Source organism: Corynebacterium sp. HMSC034E11 (assembly GCF_001835905.1).
Classification (GTDB): Bacteria; Actinomycetota; Actinomycetes; order Mycobacteriales; family Mycobacteriaceae; genus Corynebacterium; species Corynebacterium coyleae.
Genome location: NZ_KV826388.1, coordinates 59,596 through 77,553, shown reverse-complemented (window position 1 = coordinate 77,553; position 17,958 = coordinate 59,596). Strand labels below are relative to the sequence as shown.

Annotated in this window: 19 protein-coding genes; 9 read left to right on the top strand and 10 right to left on the bottom strand. The window is 63.1% G+C overall.

The window, feature by feature from the left end; translation table 11 throughout:
* Nucleotides 1-65: 65 nt before the first annotated feature.
* Genes HMPREF2690_RS02850 through HMPREF2690_RS02840 form a run of 3 tightly spaced genes read right to left on the bottom strand, consistent with a single transcriptional unit; the run spans nt 66 to nt 2,193 of the window.
* Nucleotides 66-1,064 carry a hypothetical protein gene (locus tag HMPREF2690_RS02850; RefSeq protein ID WP_070820128.1) on the bottom strand — a complete coding sequence of 333 codons (999 nt, stop codon included), beginning with the start codon at nt 1,062-1,064 and terminating at the stop codon, nt 66-68.
* Nucleotides 1,064-1,822, bottom strand: a complete 759-nt coding sequence (locus HMPREF2690_RS02845; RefSeq protein WP_070820127.1) for an ATP-binding cassette domain-containing protein — start codon at nt 1,820-1,822, stop codon at nt 1,064-1,066. The genes HMPREF2690_RS02850 and HMPREF2690_RS02845 overlap by 1 nt, the downstream gene beginning before the upstream one ends.
* Complete coding sequence (locus HMPREF2690_RS02840; RefSeq protein WP_070422035.1) at nt 1,819-2,193, bottom strand: GntR family transcriptional regulator; 375 nt, start codon at nt 2,191-2,193, stop codon at nt 1,819-1,821. Before HMPREF2690_RS02840 ends, HMPREF2690_RS02845 begins: the two co-directional genes overlap by 4 nt.
* 172 nt (nt 2,194-2,365) lie before the next feature.
* On the opposite strand from HMPREF2690_RS02840, the gene HMPREF2690_RS02835 reads away from it, so the two are divergent.
* Nucleotides 2,366-3,811, top strand: coding sequence for an NYN domain-containing protein (locus tag HMPREF2690_RS02835; protein WP_070422036.1), 1,446 nt, complete (start codon nt 2,366-2,368; stop codon nt 3,809-3,811).
* Nucleotides 3,812-4,167: 356 nt separating this feature from the next.
* Here the strand turns inward: HMPREF2690_RS02835 and HMPREF2690_RS02830 are convergent, their stop codons facing one another.
* A complete protein-coding gene (locus tag HMPREF2690_RS02830) occupies nt 4,168-5,106 on the bottom strand; it encodes a PspA/IM30 family protein (protein WP_070820126.1) in 939 nt (312 codons plus the stop codon).
* Nucleotides 5,107-5,204: 98 nt separating this feature from the next.
* Entirely contained in the window at nt 5,205-5,576 is a 372-nt protein-coding gene (gene trxA, locus HMPREF2690_RS02825) for a thioredoxin (RefSeq protein WP_070820125.1), read from the bottom strand.
* A 116-nt stretch (nt 5,577-5,692) separates the two neighbouring features.
* Between trxA and HMPREF2690_RS02820 the strand changes: the two genes are divergently transcribed.
* The 3 genes from HMPREF2690_RS02820 to HMPREF2690_RS02810 are packed head-to-tail and all read left to right on the top strand — an operon-like array spanning nt 5,693 to nt 8,352.
* Nucleotides 5,693-5,893 carry a hypothetical protein gene (locus HMPREF2690_RS02820; RefSeq protein ID WP_070820124.1) on the top strand — a complete coding sequence of 67 codons (201 nt, stop codon included), beginning with the start codon at nt 5,693-5,695 and terminating at the stop codon, nt 5,891-5,893.
* A 28-nt stretch (nt 5,894-5,921) separates the two neighbouring features.
* Nucleotides 5,922-6,122: a heavy-metal-associated domain-containing protein gene (locus HMPREF2690_RS02815; RefSeq protein WP_070422040.1), complete on the top strand. Its 201-nt coding sequence runs from the start codon at nt 5,922-5,924 to the stop codon at nt 6,120-6,122.
* 34 nt (nt 6,123-6,156) lie between these two features.
* Nucleotides 6,157-8,352: a heavy metal translocating P-type ATPase gene (locus tag HMPREF2690_RS02810; protein ID WP_070820123.1), complete on the top strand. Its 2,196-nt coding sequence runs from the start codon at nt 6,157-6,159 to the stop codon at nt 8,350-8,352.
* Nucleotides 8,353-8,359: 7 nt separating this feature from the next.
* On the opposite strand, the gene HMPREF2690_RS02805 is transcribed toward HMPREF2690_RS02810, so the two are convergent.
* Nucleotides 8,360-9,316, bottom strand: coding sequence for a hypothetical protein (locus HMPREF2690_RS02805; protein WP_070820122.1), 957 nt, complete (start codon nt 9,314-9,316; stop codon nt 8,360-8,362).
* Between the two features lie 77 nt (nt 9,317-9,393).
* Here HMPREF2690_RS02805 and HMPREF2690_RS02800 point away from each other — a divergent pair, with 77 nt between their 5' ends.
* Genes HMPREF2690_RS02800 through HMPREF2690_RS02790 form a run of 3 tightly spaced genes read left to right on the top strand, consistent with a single transcriptional unit; the run spans nt 9,394 to nt 11,968 of the window.
* A complete protein-coding gene (locus tag HMPREF2690_RS02800) occupies nt 9,394-9,993 on the top strand; it encodes a TetR/AcrR family transcriptional regulator (protein ID WP_168167276.1) in 600 nt (199 codons plus the stop codon).
* Nucleotides 9,994-10,033: 40 nt separating this feature from the next.
* Entirely contained in the window at nt 10,034-11,347 is a 1,314-nt protein-coding gene (locus HMPREF2690_RS02795) for an MFS transporter (protein ID WP_070820120.1), read from the top strand.
* Nucleotides 11,348-11,401: 54 nt separating this feature from the next.
* On the top strand, nt 11,402-11,968 hold the full coding sequence (locus HMPREF2690_RS02790; protein ID WP_070614173.1) for a hypothetical protein: 567 nt from the start codon (nt 11,402-11,404) through the stop codon (nt 11,966-11,968).
* Here the strand turns inward: HMPREF2690_RS02790 and dnaB are convergent, their stop codons facing one another.
* Complete coding sequence (dnaB, locus tag HMPREF2690_RS02785; RefSeq protein ID WP_070820119.1) at nt 11,969-13,495, bottom strand: replicative DNA helicase; 1,527 nt, start codon at nt 13,493-13,495, stop codon at nt 11,969-11,971.
* A 393-nt stretch (nt 13,496-13,888) separates the two neighbouring features.
* Here dnaB and HMPREF2690_RS02780 point away from each other — a divergent pair, with 393 nt between their 5' ends.
* Complete coding sequence (locus HMPREF2690_RS02780; protein ID WP_070820118.1) at nt 13,889-14,305, top strand: hypothetical protein; 417 nt, start codon at nt 13,889-13,891, stop codon at nt 14,303-14,305.
* Here HMPREF2690_RS02780 and HMPREF2690_RS02775 read toward each other — a convergent pair.
* On the bottom strand, nt 14,276-16,336 hold the full coding sequence (locus HMPREF2690_RS02775; protein WP_070820117.1) for a RecQ family ATP-dependent DNA helicase: 2,061 nt from the start codon (nt 16,334-16,336) through the stop codon (nt 14,276-14,278). The two genes, HMPREF2690_RS02780 and HMPREF2690_RS02775, sit on opposite strands and share 30 nt — an antisense overlap.
* Nucleotides 16,337-16,399: 63 nt before the next feature.
* Here HMPREF2690_RS02775 and HMPREF2690_RS12465 point away from each other — a divergent pair, with 63 nt between their 5' ends.
* The gene (locus HMPREF2690_RS12465) at nt 16,400-16,522 is read left to right on the top strand and encodes a hypothetical protein (RefSeq protein WP_256365573.1); all 123 of its coding nucleotides are present in this window, start codon (nt 16,400-16,402) and stop codon (nt 16,520-16,522) included.
* On the opposite strand, the gene HMPREF2690_RS02770 is transcribed toward HMPREF2690_RS12465, so the two are convergent.
* Together HMPREF2690_RS02770 and HMPREF2690_RS02765 are read right to left on the bottom strand one after the other, a co-directional pair.
* Nucleotides 16,519-17,196 carry an AAA family ATPase gene (locus HMPREF2690_RS02770; RefSeq protein ID WP_083320292.1) on the bottom strand — a complete coding sequence of 226 codons (678 nt, stop codon included), beginning with the start codon at nt 17,194-17,196 and terminating at the stop codon, nt 16,519-16,521. The two genes, HMPREF2690_RS12465 and HMPREF2690_RS02770, sit on opposite strands and share 4 nt — an antisense overlap.
* Nucleotides 17,193-17,879, bottom strand: a complete 687-nt coding sequence (locus tag HMPREF2690_RS02765) for an AAA family ATPase (RefSeq protein ID WP_070820116.1) — start codon at nt 17,877-17,879, stop codon at nt 17,193-17,195. Before HMPREF2690_RS02765 ends, HMPREF2690_RS02770 begins: the two co-directional genes overlap by 4 nt.
* Between the last annotated feature and the right edge of the window lie 79 nt (nt 17,880-17,958).

Here is a 17,958-nt window from a genome sequence, read left to right as displayed (position 1 = left end):
GCTGACTGGGATTAAGTTACACACACCCAAACAACAACACAAATCGCCAGCGTAGAGCGGGTTTTCTAAGCGTCTTTAAATCCTTGTTTTGGGTTAATCACGCCAAAAACGAATAACACCTGCAAAACCAGGCCGATTATAAAGAGCAAACCAGCGATGGCCAGGAGGTATGCGAAAGAAGCGGGGTGGGCGTCGTCGATAAGCAATGCGTCTTTGACCGCTAAGAACAGGAACAACGCAGGGATGAGACCAACGTCTGTGCGCCACACCTTCAGCGCGGCGCCGAGCACTGCGCTGGCGAGGCCCGCTGCCCCCAGAGCAAGAACCGCCCTCAGACCGATTGGCGCGACCAGCAGCAATACCGCCATATAGAGCGCAACCGATGCCAGGGCGGCACCCCAATACAGGACCAGCCAGCGGCGCCGGGGAACGCCGAAACTCGTCATGGACGTTGCGCCGAGGATGCCTGTGCCGTTGCTGCAATAGACCATGGCCCAGACGAGGATCGGCAGGCTCACGAGGAACTGGGCGAGAGGCTCGCTGCTCACCACTCCGGCAAAGTAAAGCAGGAGGCAATGCGCGACTGCGATGCCCGCTGCCCACAACAGTTGCGGTTTAAAAATCACCTCGAAGATGAACCCTCCCCGGCCGATTCGGCCACGCACCGCGCGCCGATCCTCGTCGTTGGTCGCCTCGACGTAGCGCGTGCCTATCAGCAGGCCAGCGACCACCGCAAAGAGCGCGCCGAGCAGCCCAACCCAGTCGGGCCGCGCCGCCAGCGCCACGCCAACCCCGCACAACACCGCCGGCACCACCCCAAAGGCCGCAAGTTTCACAGCGCGCGAGCGCGGCACACCGAACGCGGTATAGGCAGTCTCCTCCTGCTGCAACGCGACAAGTACAAGCACCGTGACCATGCTGGGGAGGAATGCGGCAGAAAGCGCACTATCCACAACAAACGGTCCAAACGCCATGACGGCGATCAACGGCACCATCCACAGCAGCCGCTTCAGCGGCGAGGCAACAAACTGGTGGCGAAAGAATCCGAGAAGCGTGGTGTTCATTACGACACCTCCAACACGTGCTCGATGAGGTCGTCGAACTTGGCGGCGCGGGCATGGCGCGGGGCGTCGTCGAGAGGAACAAGCTCGGGGCCAGCAACAGCGAACGCGTCCGCATCCTCCGGAACACATTGCTTTGCGACGACCCCATCACGCCCCAGAACCACCGCACTGTCCAGCACTTTCGCGGCGTCATCGATGTGGTGTGTGGCCATGACGATCGTGCGCTTCGAGTCCGCCTGCGCCAACAGGTGGCGGTAGAACACGTCGGTGTTGTGGGTGTCGAGGCCGACGTAGGGCTCGTCGAGAAGCAAAAGCTCGGTGTTGGAGGCTAACCCGATGACGATGGAAACCATGGCGCGCTGCCCGCGAGAGAGTTTCTCGTAACGGGTGCCCAGGGCGGGGTCGAGAGCGAAGTCGGCGATGAGTGTGTCCGCGACGGTTTGGTTCCAGCCGCGGAAGCGCAGGCGCGCGCCCTTGATCACGTCGGCGGCGGACCACCAGCCGGGGTAGGCGGTATCGACGCCGGTCAGGCACGTGTTGTCCATCACCCGGGCGTTGTCGAAGGGGCGCTGCCCGAAGACCTCAACGGTGCCGTCCGTGGGTTTCAGCTGGCCGGCAAGGATGCGCAGCAGGGTGGATTTGCCCACGCCGTTGCGGCCGAGCAAGCCGTGGATACCGGGGCCGAGGTCCAGGTCGACGCCGTTGAGCACGTGCGTGCTGCCGAAGCGATGCGTGAGGCCAGCGGTGTGGATTGTCATCGGTACAGTCCTCTACTTTCTGCGACGCGGTCGATGAGGTCGTGGAGGTCGGCGCGGGAGTAGCCGAGGTGGACGGCTTCGTCGATAAGCGGTGCGATGTACTGGCCCGCAAACGCCTCGCGGCGAGTGGCCAGGATGCGCTCGCGGGCGCCGTCGGTGACGAACATGCCGAGGCCGCGGCGCTTTTCCAACACGTTGTCGCTCACAAGCAGCGTCAGCCCCTTGCGCGCTGTAGCGGGGTTGATTTCGTGGAACTGCGCCAACTGATTCGTCGATGGGGCCTGATCGCCGGGTTTCAGGGAACCGTCGACGATGAGGTCCTCCACAAAACTGGCGATCTGCACGAATAACGGCTCCGCATCAGTATTCACGACGCCTCCATTCGCCTCATTGGTTAGTTACTCGAGTAACCAACTAACTAACACGGGTTCAGGTGGAGTGCAACCAAAAAACAGAAAAAGAACATGGAGAACCCGCGCAAAATCAGGCAAGATGGGCCGTGAGAATCAACTTAGCAACGAAAAGAATCGGAATTTAGGAGCCATGCTTGAACGCACACTGGTGTTCGTCGACACGTCTTACCTGCTCGCGAGCTTTTACAATTCGTGGGAAATCGGCGCACGAGCCCAACTAGAAATCGACCTCCCCGAGGTAGTCAACACCCTCGGGAACATGATCACCGACCAACTCAACCAACCCATCCATAGGCAACTCTGGTACGACGGCATCCCCGACTCCGGGCCCCACCGCTACCAACGCGCACTGCGCACCTGCGACGGCGTGCAACTCCGCACCGGCCAACTCATCGAATGGGGCGAACGACGCACCCAAAAAGGCGTTGACACCCGCCTCGTCGCCGACCTCGTGGTCAACGGCCTGAGCGAAAAATTCACCGACTTCGTCCTCGTCTCCGGCGACGCAGACATGATCCCCGGCGTCGAAGAAGTCACCCGCACCGGCACCCGCGTACACCTCTACGGATTCGGGTGGGACTCCATGTCCTCCGCACTGCGCCACGCATGCGACAGCACCACCATTCTCGACCCGCGCGAGGACTTCTCCAACGCCATGCGCCTGCAAGTCCTCGAAGGCCCCCTGCCGCCGACCATCCGAGAGCGCCCGCTTAACGACGCCGCACCCCTCGACGAAGCCGACGGCCCGACCTCCGTCCCAGGCCTTGGCCCCGAGCCGCTCAGCGCCGAATGCGCCAACGCCGAAGCAGAGAAACAGGAAGAGAAGACGGGTGCTGGCGATGGTTCGGGTGCCGGTGCTGATGCCGGTGCTGATGCGTCGCAGGGTTCGGCGGAGGGCTCCAAGACCTCTGAGGCCGAGGCCACCGAAGCCAAGCCTGCTGCACCCGCCTCGTCTGCTGCACCTGCAGCGCCGAAGCCCTCCGACATTGTCGGTGCTCCGGTTGCCCAGCAGCGCACGCACGAACCCGACGAGCCGGAACTCGACGAGCCTTCCGAGGCACAGGTCGAGGCCAACAACGAGTCCAACAAACCCGGCAACAAGCAGGTCTCCAGCGAACAACGCCCGGCTGCCACTCCGGCGCCGACGCCGGCCGCAAAGACAAGCCCTTCGGATACCGACTCGTCCGCCGACTCAACCAAGGCGGAGGATTCCGCGCCGCAGCAGGGACCGAAGCCGGCACCGAAGCCGTCGATGATGGCGCCGCGCCGCAAGCTTCGCTCCCGCTACGTCCCGCTCCCGGAGGAGGTGTGGACGTCCGCCGGCTTCCAAACCCCCTACGACGTGGGACAACAGTACGCGTCATGGTGGTTTGAAAACGCCGCCACCATGGAGCAGCGCGACAGCGCACATCTGCTGTCGGGTGGCGGTCTGCCACCGGAGATCGACAGGCCACTGCTGCAGTTCGCCTGCGAAACCCTCCACGAGTACACGCTGAGCGAAACCCAGCGCGTCAATCTTCGCGACGGGTTCCACTCCGGCATCCGCGGTGTCCTGATCAACATCCGTCGCAACTAGTCGCTTTACGACGACACCGGGGCCGCCAACCACCTTGCGGCCCCGTTTTTGTGTTGGTTGCCCTGCGCTTCTCTTCTGCTTCCGGCGCCTCCCCGTCTGCCCCCCTTTCTCGAAATAGTTCCCCGCGCGGGAACTTTCTTCGGTTTCCGGCGCCTTCAGGGCGACATTTTCCCAGGTCGGCAGTTCTAGACACCCGTGGTCGGACAAAATAGTTCCCGGATTCAGCGTGAACCTGGGAACTTTTTTGCGGCTACGCAGCCGCCCCTGACAGATTTTGAGAAATCTGTCAGGGGCGATTTCTGACCAGGCGCGATGCCGACGGCTGACAGATTCCGGCGGAATGTGTCAGGAAAGGCCTAGCGCTCGGCGCCAGAGTCGGTCTCGGCGTCAGTGTCGGCATCAGCCTTAGCGTCAGCATCCGACTCGGCGCCGCGGAGGTAGGCCTCGGCGTCGGCGATGGTGTCGTCGGCAACGCCAGTGTCGGCAGTCTCAGCAGAATCGGCAGCGTCCCCCTCGGAGCCGGCTTCGAGCTGGCGGTCGGCTGCGGAAGCAGAAGCACCCGAACCGGCCTCGAGTTCGCCGCCCATGGAGGCACGGATCTCGGCGAGGCGGCTGGAGGCTGCGACGTCGGAGGTGCCGGACTCGATCTCGGCGATGCGGTCGGTCATGGAGTCCTTCATCAACTCCTGCTGGCCGAGCGCGTTGGCGTAGCGGCGTTCGATTTTGTCGCGTACGCCGTCGAGGGTGGGCACGTCGTCAGGGTTGAACTGGTTCATGGTGTCCATGGTGCGGGCCGTGTGCTCCTGCATCTTGGCCTGGTTGAGCTGGGACTCGAGTTGGGAAACCTGGGACAGTTGTTCCTGGAGGCGGGCCTCGGACTGCTTCTGCTTCTGCTGGGCTTCGGTCGCAGCCTGGTCGGCGGAGGCGTATGCCTGCTTGGTCTGCTCGAGTTCCTGCTCCACGGAGACCAGTTGGGTGGCGATGACCTCGGCGGTGGAGTTGAACTGCTGGGCCTTTTCGTTGTCGCCGGCGGCGGAAGCCTTGTCGGCTGCTTGGAGGGCGGTGCGGGCCTTGGTCTGTAGGTCGTCTTGGGACTTGATCAGACGGTCGAGCTTCATCTGCAGCTGGTTGCGGTTACCAATGATGTTGGCGGCCTGCTGGGTGATTTCCTGGTGCTGCTTCTTAGCGGCGTCGACGGCTTGTTGGATTTGCACCTTCGGGTCGGCGTTCTCGTCGATCTTGGTGTCGAAGGATTGCATAAGGTACTTCCAGCCCTTGGTAAACGGGTTTGCCATGGTTGGGTCCTTTCGGTGATGTGTGGTGGGGTTTTCGTCGATAAGCAAGTGTACGCATGAAAAAAGCGCCCGGCAGGCGGGCGCTTAGGCGATGAGGCCTAGTTTTCCTCGGGGTTTTGCGCTGCGATCTGGCGGCGAACCTCGTCCATATCGAGGACTTTGACCTGGTTAATCACGTCCTCGAAGGCGGCTGGCGGAAGGGCGCCTGCCTGCTGCCAGATCATGATGCCGTCGCGGAAAGCCATAAGTGTCGGGATTGCCTGGATTTCCAGGGCGGCGGCGAGCTGCTGATTCGCCTCGGTGTCGAGCTTGGCAAAGGTTACGTCAGTGTGAGTCTCGGATGCCTTTTCAAAGGTGGGGGCGAACTGGCGGCAGGGGCCGCACCATGATGCCCACGCGTCGACAAAGACGATGCCGTCCTTTGTGACGGTTTGCTCAAACGTGTCCTCAGTTACATCAACGGTGCTCAACGTTTCGCTCCTTATTGCGTTAGGTTATTCTCTTGGACGTTGTGCAAAGTACAACGCGATGAGTTTTGTCGTATTCCAACCCGTGTTGGGCCGCTTTAAGGAGGCGCTCACCAGTCATGACCAAGACCTACAAGATTTCTGGTCTTGATGATGAAGTTGCTGTTGCTTCACTTGCAGATGAACTTTCGATGGTGGAGGGCGCGCATGAGGTGGACATCAATATGGAGGATGGGGTCCTGACGGTTGTCGGGTTCTTGTTCACCGATGAGGATGTCCGGCTGGCGGCGGTGAACGCGGGCTACGATTTACATTTGTAACCGTTTGAAACTGCATGAGGAGGCTGCGATGGCTGAGCGTACGTTCCAGGTTGATGGCATGACCTGCGGACATTGTGAATTGAGCGTGCAGGAAGAGGTCGGCGAGATCGCTGGCGTCACCGGCGTAAAGGCTGATCACAAGTCCGGCAATGTTGTTGTGGAGGGCGAGGGCTACTCCGACGCGGATATTGCTGCTGCTGTTGAGGAAGCGGGCTACAAGCTGGCTTAATCGGGGGATTTTGCCACGGATATATGGTGGGGGCATGACTCAACCTCCTGTGGCACTACAACAGATCGAGCTCGGCGTAACGGGGATGACCTGTTCGTCGTGCTCTTCGCGTATTCAGCGCAAGTTAAACAAGCTCGACGGCGTGGATGCGTCGGTCAATTACTCCACGGAGACTGCGACTGTTTCGTTTGACCCGTCGGCGACGTCGACGCAGTTGCTTATCGACGAAGTCCGCGCCGCCGGCTACGACGCCTTTGAAATGGGTGACGAAAACGGTGGGGAACCTGGTGGGGACGGGGGTTCGTCGACAAGCAATGCTCTCGATGAGGCGCGCGACAATGAAGCGGAGCAGCTGAAGCGCACGACGATTTGGTCGGCGCTGGTGTCGCTGCCGGTGATGCTAGTGAGCATGATTCACGGGCTGCAGTTTCCGAATTGGGAGTTTGCGGCGCTGGCGGCTACGACGCTGGTGTTTTTCTCCGCAGGCAGTGTGTTCCACCGTGCGACGTGGGTGAATCTGAAGCACGGCGCGATGACCATGGACACGCTGATCACGCTGGGTACGTCGGCGGCGTACCTGTGGTCGATTTGGGCGCTGTTTGTTGGTGGCCCTGGTGAGCCGGTGTACCTGGAGACCGCGTGTGTCGTGATCACGTTCCTGCTCTTGGGTAGGTGGTTTGAGACGCGCGCGAAAGGGCAGTCCTCGGAAGCGCTGCGCGAACTGCTGAGCATGGGCGCCAAGGACGCGGCGGTGATCCGCGGGGATAAAGAGGTCCGGGTGCCGATCTCGCAGGTAGTTGTGGGGGATCGTTTCGTGGTTCGCCCTGGTGAGAAGGTGGCCACGGATGGGCGTGTGATCTCGGGGCATTCAGCTATCGACGAATCCATGCTGACCGGCGAGTCCGTCCCGGTGGAGGTCGGCGAGGGCTCGATGGTCACCGGCGCGACCCTGAACACGTCGGGGCGACTGGTGGTGGAGGCCACCCGCGTTGGGTCGGAGACGACGCTGGCGCAGATGGGGCAGCTGGTCAAGGACGCGCAGGCTGGCAAGGCGCCGGTGGAGCGCCTCGTGGACCGGATCTCTCAGGTGTTTGTGCCGACGGTTGTTGTGATTTCCCTGATCACGCTGGTGGGACACCTGTTGGTTGGCCATGCGGTGGAGGACGCGTTCACGGCTGCGGTGGCGGTGCTGATCATCGCGTGCCCGTGCGCGCTGGGCCTGGCCACGCCGACGGCGATCCTGGTGGGTACCGGTCGTGGCGCCCAGATGGGGTTGTTGATTAAGGGCCCGGAGGTGCTCGAATCGACTCGCCAGGTGGACACGGTTGTGATGGATAAGACCGGCACGGTGACCACCGGCCAGATGGGCGTGGCCGAGGTGCTGCCTGGCCCGGGCTATGAGGCCGAGGAGGTGCTGAGCCTGGCTGCCGGTGTGGAGGCTGGCTCCGAGCACCCGATCGCGCGGGCGATTGTTGAGGCCGCCGACGATGTCCCCGAAGCGACCGGCTTTGAGAATCTTCCAGGCCAGGGCGCTTCCGCGCGTATCGACGACCGCCTTATCCGCGTCGGCCGCCCCACCGGGGACCTTGGTGCCCTGGCGGATGCGTTCACTGAGGCCGAGCAGCGTGGCGCGACCGCCGTCGCCGTGGAGGTCGACGGTGTTGTGGCCGGTGTGATTGCTGTGCGAGACACCGTAAAGGAGGACTCGCGCGATGCCGTCGCACGCCTGCGAGACCTGGGGATGACCCCGCACCTGCTCACCGGCGACAACCAGGGCGCGGCGGAGGCTGTAGCGGCTGAGGTTGGGATCGACCCCGCCAACGTCACCTCCGGCGTACTGCCGGAGGACAAGGTCAACGTGGTCAAGCGCCTGCAGGAGTCGGGCCACCGGGTAGCCATGATCGGCGACGGTGTCAACGACGCCGCCGCCCTCGCCCAGGCAGACCTTGGTATGGCGATGGGAGCTGGCACCGACGTGGCCATTGAGGCGTCGGACATTACGTTGATGCATTCCTCGCTACGTTCTGCCGTGGACGCCATCCGCCTGTCGCGCAAAACGTTGAAGACCATCAAGGGCAACCTGTTCTGGGCGTTCGCCTACAACGTGCTGCTCATCCCGGTGGCTGCGCTGGGCTTCTTGGACCCGATGCTCGCCGGAATTGCGATGGCCTTCTCGTCAGTATTTGTGGTGTCCAACTCGCTGCGCCTGCGCGCGTTCAAGTCAGCGTAGGTCAGCGCTAGTTTCTTGCGCTGCTGCGATCCAGCATGAGCAGGACGAAGCCAACCGCGATCCAGATAGCAAGCACCCACCAGCTGCTTCCGGCGCCGAGCCCGTCGAAGAAGGAGACGGAGCGGATCAGGTGACCGGTGGCGCCGACTGGCATCCACTGGCCCAGTGTCGACCACCCGGCGGGCAGCAGCCATGGCCCTGTTGCCAGGCCTGAGAGCGGATTGGCCAGGAAGACGGTCAGGATTGCGCCGATGCCCACACCTGGGATTCCGATAATCGCGGCGAGGCCTGCAGTGAGCATAGAGGTTGCCAGGATGCCGCAGCCGATGCCGAGCCACTCAAGTGCGAAGTTGCCGGTCAGGGTGCCGTACGCGGAGTGCAGCATCCAGGTGACCACAAGCGAACCAACTGCGGCGATACCGGTCAGTACCGCGAGTTTTGCCCACTTGTTGCCGCGGAAGAGGAAGGTGGCGATCACCGCGGAGATGATGCCGCCAAACGCCAGCGGCAGGCCGAGGACTGCAAGGCCGGTTGCCTGCGGGTCATCTTGAGAGGTCGGTGCCAGCTCTTCGCGGGTGACCTCTACGCCCTGTGCTTCCATCTTGCTGGCCATGCCCTCAATCATCTGCGCGTAGGGTGCGCCGTTTCCGGCCGCGGTGTAGGCGGTTGCGCCGGTGGGTGCGATGCTCAGCCCGCCGACGGCGTCGCGGTTGAGGACGGCGTCGCGCACCTCCTCGCCTGAGCCGTAGACGGTGATGTCTGGGCCGTCTTCGCCCATTGTTTGTTCGAGTTGGCTGGCCATTGGTTCGGGCGCGGCGATGGCGATCGGCACGTCCTTTGGCCCGGATGCGAACGTTGGCGCGAGGAACGCGAACAGCATCAATCCGATGATGATTGGGATACCGATGCTCGCTCCAAGCACCTTTGCTACGGCTGGTCGTTGTGTTTTCGATGCGTTAACCATTGCAAATCTCCTATCTGGAACACGGTGTTCTATTTCTATAGTTCGAACATAGTGTTCCGTTTGCTATGGTGTCAAGCATGAGACAGGACGCCGCTGACAACCGATACGCCATCGTCACCGCAGCCAGGCAATTGCTTCTCGACGAAGGCCCGGGTGTGTCCATGCGCACCATCGCCAAGGCCGCCAAAGTGGGTGTGGCAACCGTGACGCGCCACTTCCCTGAGCGCATCGAGCTTCTCGATGCCGTCGGCGCCCAAGCCGTTAACGACATCGCCCAAGTCATCGACGACCATGCCGTCGAGTTCACGGTTGATACGCGTAAGGCTTGGCGCAGCACCGTCCATGCCATCGGCAACCTTCGACTTGCCGCCCTCGCTCAGGCAATATTTATGGACTCCATGCAGGATCCAGGGGTGGGGCCGGAGCGCCAAGGGGTCGTCGATAAGCGTGCTGCAGAGCTCCGGGAGATTTACGGGGGCCTCCTCGCGCCGGCGAAGCGCGCCAAACTGTGTCCGGCCAACCTGGATCCGTTGGAGTTTCACATATCGCTTGGCATTGTGAGCCGACCGCTACCTGCTCAGGCACCGGACCTACTGGGCCAAGACAAGCTCACACACAAGTTGATCGACACACTGCTCGACGGCTTGGAGGCCCAGGCACACTCAGCTGAATATTAAGTTCCGAGTTTTCGCAGGCCACGGCCTAAACTCCCCCTGCATGAACACTGATCAACAGCTCACGCGCACTGAGCGCCTCGACCGCCTTCCTGTCACCCCGAAACACAAACGCCTGCTTGTCGGCTCCGGCATTGGCTGGGCGCTGGACGCGATGGACATCGGCTTGGTGTCGTTCATCATCGCAGCACTCGCCATCCACTGGGATCTAGACAAGACCACGACGAGTTGGATCGCGTCGGTTGGGTTTATCGGTATGGCGATCGGCGCGTCGCTCGGCGGGTTGCTCGCCGACAAGATCGGACGCCGCCAGGTGTTCGCCGCGACGCTGCTGCTCTACGGGTTGGCCACGGGCGCGTCGGCGCTGGCGTGGTCGGTCGCGTCGCTGATCGTGTTCCGCTTCCTGGTGGGCTTGGGCCTCGGCGCGGAACTTCCCGTTGCGTCCACACTGGTCAGCGAGTTTTCACCACGCAAGGTGCGGGGTCGCATGGTGGTGCTGCTCGAAGCGTTTTGGGCGGTGGGTTGGATTCTGGCGGCGGTGATCGGCACGTTTGTCGTCGCTAATGGCGAGACCGGCTGGCGTTGGGGCTTCGCCATCGGCGCACTTCCTGCGCTTTACGCCATCATCGTGCGTATGGGCCTGCCGGAATCGGTGCGCTTCCTGGAATCCAAGGGTCGCCACGACGAGGCTGAGCAGATCGTGCGCTCCTTCGAGGCGGAGGCCGACCCCGCCAACTACGACACCACTGTCCCTGCACAGGAGGAGTCGATCCAAGGTGGCATCTGGGGCGCTGCTTTGCGACGACGCACTGCCGCCTTCTGGACCGTCTGGTTCTGCGTGTCTCTCTCCTACTACGGCGCCTTCATCTGGATCCCATCGCTGCTGGTGGAGCAGGGTTTCTCGCTCGTGCGGTCATTCACGTTCACGCTGATTATCACGCTTGCGCAGTTGCCGGGCTACACGGTTGCCGCCTGGCTCATCGAGGTCTGGGGGCGCCGCACCACCCTGTCCGTGTTCCTCGCAGGGTCTGCGGTCTCCGCGTTCGGCTTCGGCATGGCGAGTGCCGAGTGGCAGATCATCCTCGCGGGCTGCCTGCTGTCGTTCTTCAATCTCGGCGCATGGGGCGCATTGTACGCGATCGGCCCGGAGCTCTACCCCACCGCGATCCGCGCGACCGGCACCGGCGCGGGTGCCGCGTTCGGCCGCATCGGTTCGATCCTCGCCCCGCTCGTGGTCCCGCCGGTGCTGGCGTTCGGCGGCTCGACCGCAGTGTTCGGCGTGTTTGCCGCAGCGTTCCTGCTGGCGTGCGTCGCTGCGTTTACGTTGCCGGAGCAAAAGGGAGTTGCGCTTGCCTAGCGACGACACCACGTACCATCGCACTCATCCCCCGTTCCCGTGTTAAGGATTGCCATGCGTCGCGTACTCGCCCCCTTGTCTCTGCTGACCGCCTTGTTGCTCGCCGGTTGCGCGGGTGGGACCGGCGAGCCGGAGACCATCGTGGTCACCTCGACCGAAGTCGTCGACGCACCCGCACCTGAATCGGCGCCGGAGGCGGAGCCCGCACCGGCGCCGGAACCTGAGGCTGCACCAGCACCAGAGCAGCCCGCTGCCCCGCTAGCCGGAGCGTTCGAACTCGACCCGGCGTACAAGGGCCAGGTCGGCGGGACGTGTGGAAGCACGGCGGAGGGTTACAGCATCAGGGTCGGCGGGTCGACTTCGTGCGACTTTGCGGCTGCGCTCTATCCACAAGCCCTAGCTGCCACTTATTCGATGACCCAAAACCCGGAAACTGTCTCAATTCCAAAGGCCGAGCTCTATGGGGTCGTGAGTCCTGTAACCGGACAGGGTTACGACCTCACATGCATCGTTGGCTCAGACCTGCAGCACCTCAGCTGCTCCGGGCCGGGCAACAGCGATCCGCGGGTCATGTACGGCGATCCCGCCCGCCAATGGCGTAACAAGATCACCATCCTTTAGTTAGCCATGCGCCATGTTGACGAAGCGCGAGTAGTGCAGCTGGTGCGCCACCGGGATGGTGTCAATCGGGCCGCCACGGTGCTTGGCCACGATGATGTCGGCTTCGCCGGCGCGCTCGTCGTCACGATCCTGTGAGTCCGGGCGGTACAGCAGGAACACCATGTCGGCGTCCTGCTCCAGCGAGCCCGACTCACGCAGGTCAGCCAACTGCGGGCGCTTGTCGGTACGGGCTTCGGGGCCACGGTTGAGCTGCGAAATCGCAATGACTGGAACCTCGAGCTCCTTGGCCAACAGCTTGAGGTGGCGAGAGAACTCCGAGACCTCCTGCTGGCGGGACTCAACGCGCTTGCCGGAGCTCATCAGCTGCAGGTAGTCCACCACAACCAGATCCAGGCCGTGCTGCTGCTTGAGGCGGCGTGCCTTGGAGCGAATCTCCATCATGGTGAGGTTCGGGGAGTCGTCGATAAATAGCGGCGCATCCTGGATCTCCGTGAGGCGCTTGGTCAGCTTCTCCCAGTCGCGCTCCTCCATCTGGCCGGAACGCATCGCGGAAAGCTTGATCTCCGTCTCGGCGGAGAGCATGCGCATGATGATCTCGGAGGCACTCATTTCCAGCGAGAAGATCACGCTGGTTTTGCCCTGGTGGATCGAGCAGGAGCGCATGAAGTCCAGCGCTAGTGTCGACTTACCCACACCAGGACGTGCTGCGATGATGATCATCTGGCCGGCGTGAAGGCCGTTGGTGAGCTTGTCTAGGTCGATAAACCCAGTCGGCACGCCGGCCTCGAGGGCGCCGCCGGATGCGATCATGGTCAGCTCGTCGATAGTTGGCTTGAGCAATTCCGAGAGCGGACGGTAATCCTCGCCCACGTTATTGCGGGAAATGGAGAACACCTTCTGCTGCGCATGGTCGACGAGCGCTTCGATCTCCATGCCCTCTTCGCCCTCGTAGCCCAACTGGACCACCTGGGTGCCGGCGTTAACCAGCTGGCGCAGGATCGACTTCTCTTCGACGATCTCCGCGTAGTAGCCGGCGTTCGCCGACGTCGGCACCTCAGAGATCAGCGTGTGCAGATACGGGGCGCCACCGACGCGCTCCAGTTCGTTGAGACGGTCCAAGCGTGCCGCGACAATGAGCACGTCGACGGAGCTTCCCTGGGAGAACAGGTCCAGAATCGCCTGGTAGATAAGCTGGTGCGCCGGGTGGTAAAAGTCATCCGGCCGCAGCCCGTCGGCCACGTCCAGGATCACGTCCGGGTTGAGCAGCATTGCGCCGAGGACGGAACGCTCCGCGCGCTCGTCGTGGGGTGGGGTGCGGTACTCCTGCTGTACGTCACCACGGTTGTTGCCGTACTTGTTGTAGCGCTTCTGGCCACCCTTGCCGTTGCCGCCGGAGTTATCGCCGCCGGCGAAGCGGTTGGAGCCGCCAGTGTTTTGTTCGAAGTCGGCGAAGTCCCCAAAGTCACCGTAGTCCGCTACCGGCTCCGGTGGTGGTACGTAGTCGTCGAAGCTGTCGTTCGCACCCATGTTTTCCCCTTTCACTGTGGCTATGACACTACCCTCTCCCCCGACATTTTCTAGACCCACTAAACGAGTTATCCACAGGGGCTGTGAAATCTTCCGTCGTTGTGCGGGTAGTTATTCACAAGTCATCCACCCAGCTTGTGGAGAACTTGTGTACAGCGACACCAAACCCGCAGGAACTTATCCCAAATATGCAGGTCAAACGCTATTCATCCAAACCCCACGCTCCGGGTGTAGCCGGGGGATAACTTCTCACCACGGGGTTTGACAAAGCACATTTCAACAGTTTCGGACCCCTTTTTTGGCCCCTGCAGCCACGTGCCCAGGCACTTTGGATCCACACTTATCCACATCAATCACACGCCATGACAACTGTTCCGCAGTTACAGTGCATACATGGAAACACGAGGCATTCTTTGGATCTACGCCATCGCGATGGTGGCGTTTCCCGCGGCGTGGATAAGCCTGTTGCGTCTGATCGGCGGCGGTTGGGAATTTCGGACCGTCACGGCGGCCTTCGGCACCCTCGAGGCCGCGACCACATTGCTCGCGCTGGGTGGCGCCGTCTGGTTCACCGCCGCGGCGCGCGGTCGCAAGAAAATAGGCGCACTGGTCACGGTGTGGCTCGCAACCGCCTGCCTCGTCGTCGGCTGGGGCTCGATGGCCGTTGCGCATTGGGAGGAGTACCAGGCCGACATGGCGTTGCCGATCATCAACTTGTTCATGCTCCTCATCCCAGTCGGCACGGTGCTTGTCTTCGCCGCCGCCATCGCCGAGTCCGCATCACGCGCGCGAAGCAAACGCCAGCGGTAGCACCTCCACCCCGTACCGTTCCGCAAGGTCGGCTGCCGCAACCGTGACCGACCAACCGGAATCCACCTCCCCGGTCAGCAGCAGCACGGGGCCTGTCTCCACCTCGAGGCCCGTGTAGTCGTAGTACCGGTCAAGCCCGTTGACGCGAAACGCCGAGTTTCGTGCTTCTACCTCGCGCGATGGCGTATCGACGACCCCACCAAACCGCATCTGCCCCACCCTTGCCAGCGCTTCTGCGGTGGTGGCGATCATCTCGTTTCGTGCCGGATCAGCATCGCCCAAAGCGACGACAGTGGTGGGGCGTTCCTCCCAGGCCCAGTCCGCGAGCACGGCGACGAACCGGCCCAGCCAGGCATCCTCACGCCAGTTGCTCAGCGGCCGGTAGGTGTTCGCCCGCAGCAGCTCTGCCAGGGCGGGACCGCGGGCGACGTCGTTAAGGCGCCCCAACGCTTTGCCTTGCAGCACGCCCTTGATCTTGCCGCGGCGCGCGGAGCCGGTCGGCCACATTTTGCGTTGGGTGATTTGGACGCCGGGGGTGCGCAGTTGTTCGTCCATACGCTGCGCCAACGCAGCGTCCACGTCCACTGGCAGGTGATTGCCGGTGCAGTTGTCGCAGCGCCCGCAACGCTCATCGGGCGCGAGAGTGGGGTCGTCGAGTTCACGACGTAGAAACGCCATGCGGCACCCGTCCGTGGCTTCGTAAGCCAGCATCAGGTCTTGTTCGCGCTTACGCGCTTCGGCGAGCCCGCCGTAGCGCTCGTGGTCATACTCCCAGGCAGCACCGGTGGACACCCAGCCGCCCTTCACGCGACGCACGGCACCGTCGACGTCGAGGACCTTCAACGCCTGGTCGATACGCGTACGGGAGAGGTCCACGAAGTTTTCCAGTTTGGGTGTGGACAACGGCTCCTCGCTGAGTGTGTCCAGCAGTTGGCGCACCACGTGTTCCTCCGGCATGGACACGGACGCGAAGTAGTCCCACACGCGCTCGTCCTCAGGCCCGGGCAGCAACACGACCTCAGCGTGGTCGGTAGCACGCCCGGCGCGGCCGATCTGCTGGTAGTAACTCACTGGCGACGACGGCGCCCCCAGGTGCACAACAAACCCCAGGTCGGGTTTGTCGAAGCCCATGCCCAGCGCGGACGTAGCCGCGAGCGCTTTGAGCTCGTTGTCGATCAGGGCACGCTCGAGGCGTTCGCGCTCCTCCGCCTCGGTGCGTCCGGTGTACGCGGCGACGTTCCACCCGGCGGCCTCCAATGCCTCGGCGAGGTCGTGCGCAGCGGCGACGGTTAGGCAGTAGATGATGCCGGAGCCGTTGACATAAGCGAGGTACTGCGCGATCCACGCCGCGCGCTGGGTTGGGTCCGGCAACTGCACCACGTTGAGTGCGAGCGACTCGCGGTCCAGCCCGCCACGCAGCACACCGGTGTTCTCGCCGAGTTGGGCCACAACGTCAGCCACCACACGGTCGTTCGCGGTCGCTGTCGTGGCAAGGACCGGCGTGGCCTCCGGGAGGTCGCTAATTAGCACCGCAATACGCCGGTAATCAGGGCGGAAATCGTGGCCCCAGTCCGAGATACAGTGCGCCTCGTCCACCACCAGCATCCCGGCGGAGCGCGCGAGTTGCGGCAGCACCTGCTCCCGAAAGTCCGGCGCGTTGAGGCGCTCCGGGCTGATCAGCAGCAGGTCGTAGTCGTTCAGGCGCGCCTGGATCTCGTCCCACTCGGTCATGTTCGCCGAGTTGATCGTCGCCGCGCGAATCCCTGCGCGCGCCGCCGACTCCACCTGGTTACGCATCAACGCCAACAGCGGCGACACAATAATCGACGGCCCCGCCCCCGCCTCACGCAGCAACTTCGCCGCAATGAAGTACACCGCCGACTTACCCCAACCGGTGCGTTGCACGACAAGCATGCGTCTGCGTTGATTGACTAACGCGTCGATGGCGGTCCACTGGTCGTCGCGAAGCGTGGCCCCGGGCCCCGCAATGCCTTTGAGAAGTTCGTCTGCTTGTGTGCGCGTCGCTGTCATGGCGCAACCCTATAACACCGCCACGACACGGCCCAGGCCTGCAGATACAGTAGTATCAGCGTCATGGAATCATTCGACGAGTCGGAAGTCGCGAGCTACGAGGAAACACGGCGACTTACGCACGCTGAGCTCGATCGTATTTTCAACGAGCGCGCTAACCTCATGGCGCGACTCAAGGACGCTTAACCAAATTCCCCCTCTGCCCAGTCCGCCATGAACTCGGCGATGCCGTGCGGGTCCGCAAGGAAGTCGCGCGTCGCCCGAAACGCCAGCGTGTCCTCCACCGCAAGGTTGCGCTCCACCCCGTCGTCGCTGATCTCGATGATCTCCGCGCCCGGGATCGCCGCCACAATGGGCGAATGCGTGACGACGACTACCTGCGCCCCCACTTCACCCAACGCATGCAACTGCGCCAGTAGGGCCATTTGGGCGACGGGGGACAGGCCGGACTCGGGCTCGTCGAGAAGATACAGCGCGTTGGGGATCAGCCGCGATGTCAGTTCGAGGACCGATTCGCCGTGGGAGCGCCCGCCGAATTCGGTGATGCGCGTATGGGTTTCGCCGCGCAGGAAGTAGCCGACTTTCGCCCGCGGGCCGGTGGTCAGGGTGAGTGCGCCGTACAGCGGGTCGTGGGCGCCGGCCTTTTCTACACCCCACGTGCCGCCTTCCAACGTGAACCCCCAGGCACGCGCCATGCCTTCCAACAGCGTGGACTTGCCCACCCCGTTGCCGCCGGTAATCACCGTGATTGGCCGCCTCAAGGCAAAACCGAACTCGGCGACGTGCGCGATGGCCGGGGTTTCCACAGCCCATGGCGGTGCAGCTTGGGCGTCGACGTCAACGCGTTGGATGAACATCATGGCCCCACCAGGTAGCGGGCGGTGCCGGTTGGGTCGTTGATGAATTCGCGGGTGGCGGTGACGGGCTCGCAGTCGTCGTAAAGCATGGGCTCAAGGTCGGGAACATGCAGGATGCGGGCGTCTGGGATGGCGAGGAGCACGGGCGAATGCGTTGCGACGACCACCTGTGCCCCACGCCGCGCTAGCACCGTCAGCAGGCCGAGGAGTTCGAGTTGGGAGAAGGTGGAGAGGCCGTCTTCGGGCTCGTCGAGAAGAATTAGCGAGTCCGGGCCGAAGCGGGTGCGCGCCAGGTCCATGATGCCCTGGCCGTGGCTGCGTCTGGTGAGGCCTACAAGCGGGTCGGCGGGCCCCAGGCTCTCGTGGTATTCCGCAAGGTCAAGGTATGTTTCGCCGCGCAGGAAGTAGACGTCGCGGGGGTTTTCGCGGCGCGTCAGCGTGAGCGAGCGGTGCAGGGCCGAATGGTCTGCGACGGTAAAGCGCGCGTGGCGCGAACCGCCAGCAGCGTTGGCGCCCATGGCCACGGCGATCGCCTCGACGAGCGTGGGTTTTCCGGAACCGTTATCGCCGGTCAACAGCGTGACCTGGCCTAACTCGAGCGGCGACCGCTGGAGGGAATGCACCACCGGAAGATCGCGCGCGTAGCCCTCCACAGGAGCATCGATTCGCACGCGGGTAACAAACACGGGGCTACCGCCAGTTTGGGTCGTCTAGATCTGGGACATCATCTCCGTTTGGCAGGTCTTCAACCTCGACAATCTCGGC

What these genes read in the sequence shown, in the direction of transcription:
- HMPREF2690_RS02850 (WP_070820128.1), bottom strand. Translation starts at nt 1,064, where the DNA reads ATGAACACCACGCTTCTCGGATTCTTTCGCCACCAGTTTGTTGCCTCG.
- HMPREF2690_RS02845 (WP_070820127.1), bottom strand. Translation starts at nt 1,822, where the DNA reads ATGACAATCCACACCGCTGGCCTCACGCATCGCTTCGGCAGCACGCAC.
- HMPREF2690_RS02835 (WP_070422036.1), top strand. Translation starts at nt 2,366, where the DNA reads ATGCTTGAACGCACACTGGTGTTCGTCGACACGTCTTACCTGCTCGCG.
- HMPREF2690_RS02830 (WP_070820126.1), bottom strand. Translation starts at nt 5,106, where the DNA reads ATGGCAAACCCGTTTACCAAGGGCTGGAAGTACCTTATGCAATCCTTC.
- HMPREF2690_RS02820 (WP_070820124.1), top strand. Translation starts at nt 5,693, where the DNA reads ATGACCAAGACCTACAAGATTTCTGGTCTTGATGATGAAGTTGCTGTT.
- HMPREF2690_RS02815 (WP_070422040.1), top strand. Translation starts at nt 5,922, where the DNA reads ATGGCTGAGCGTACGTTCCAGGTTGATGGCATGACCTGCGGACATTGT.
- HMPREF2690_RS02810 (WP_070820123.1), top strand. Translation starts at nt 6,157, where the DNA reads ATGACTCAACCTCCTGTGGCACTACAACAGATCGAGCTCGGCGTAACG.
- HMPREF2690_RS02805 (WP_070820122.1), bottom strand. Translation starts at nt 9,316, where the DNA reads ATGGTTAACGCATCGAAAACACAACGACCAGCCGTAGCAAAGGTGCTT.
- HMPREF2690_RS02800 (WP_168167276.1), top strand. Translation starts at nt 9,394, where the DNA reads ATGAGACAGGACGCCGCTGACAACCGATACGCCATCGTCACCGCAGCC.
- HMPREF2690_RS02795 (WP_070820120.1), top strand. Translation starts at nt 10,034, where the DNA reads ATGAACACTGATCAACAGCTCACGCGCACTGAGCGCCTCGACCGCCTT.
- HMPREF2690_RS02790 (WP_070614173.1), top strand. Translation starts at nt 11,402, where the DNA reads ATGCGTCGCGTACTCGCCCCCTTGTCTCTGCTGACCGCCTTGTTGCTC.
- dnaB (WP_070820119.1), bottom strand. Translation starts at nt 13,495, where the DNA reads ATGGGTGCGAACGACAGCTTCGACGACTACGTACCACCACCGGAGCCG.
- HMPREF2690_RS02780 (WP_070820118.1), top strand. Translation starts at nt 13,889, where the DNA reads ATGGAAACACGAGGCATTCTTTGGATCTACGCCATCGCGATGGTGGCG.
- HMPREF2690_RS02775 (WP_070820117.1), bottom strand. Translation starts at nt 16,336, where the DNA reads ATGACAGCGACGCGCACACAAGCAGACGAACTTCTCAAAGGCATTGCG.
- HMPREF2690_RS12465 (WP_256365573.1), top strand. Translation starts at nt 16,400, where the DNA reads ATGGAATCATTCGACGAGTCGGAAGTCGCGAGCTACGAGGAAACACGG.
- HMPREF2690_RS02770 (WP_083320292.1), bottom strand. Translation starts at nt 17,196, where the DNA reads ATGATGTTCATCCAACGCGTTGACGTCGACGCCCAAGCTGCACCGCCA.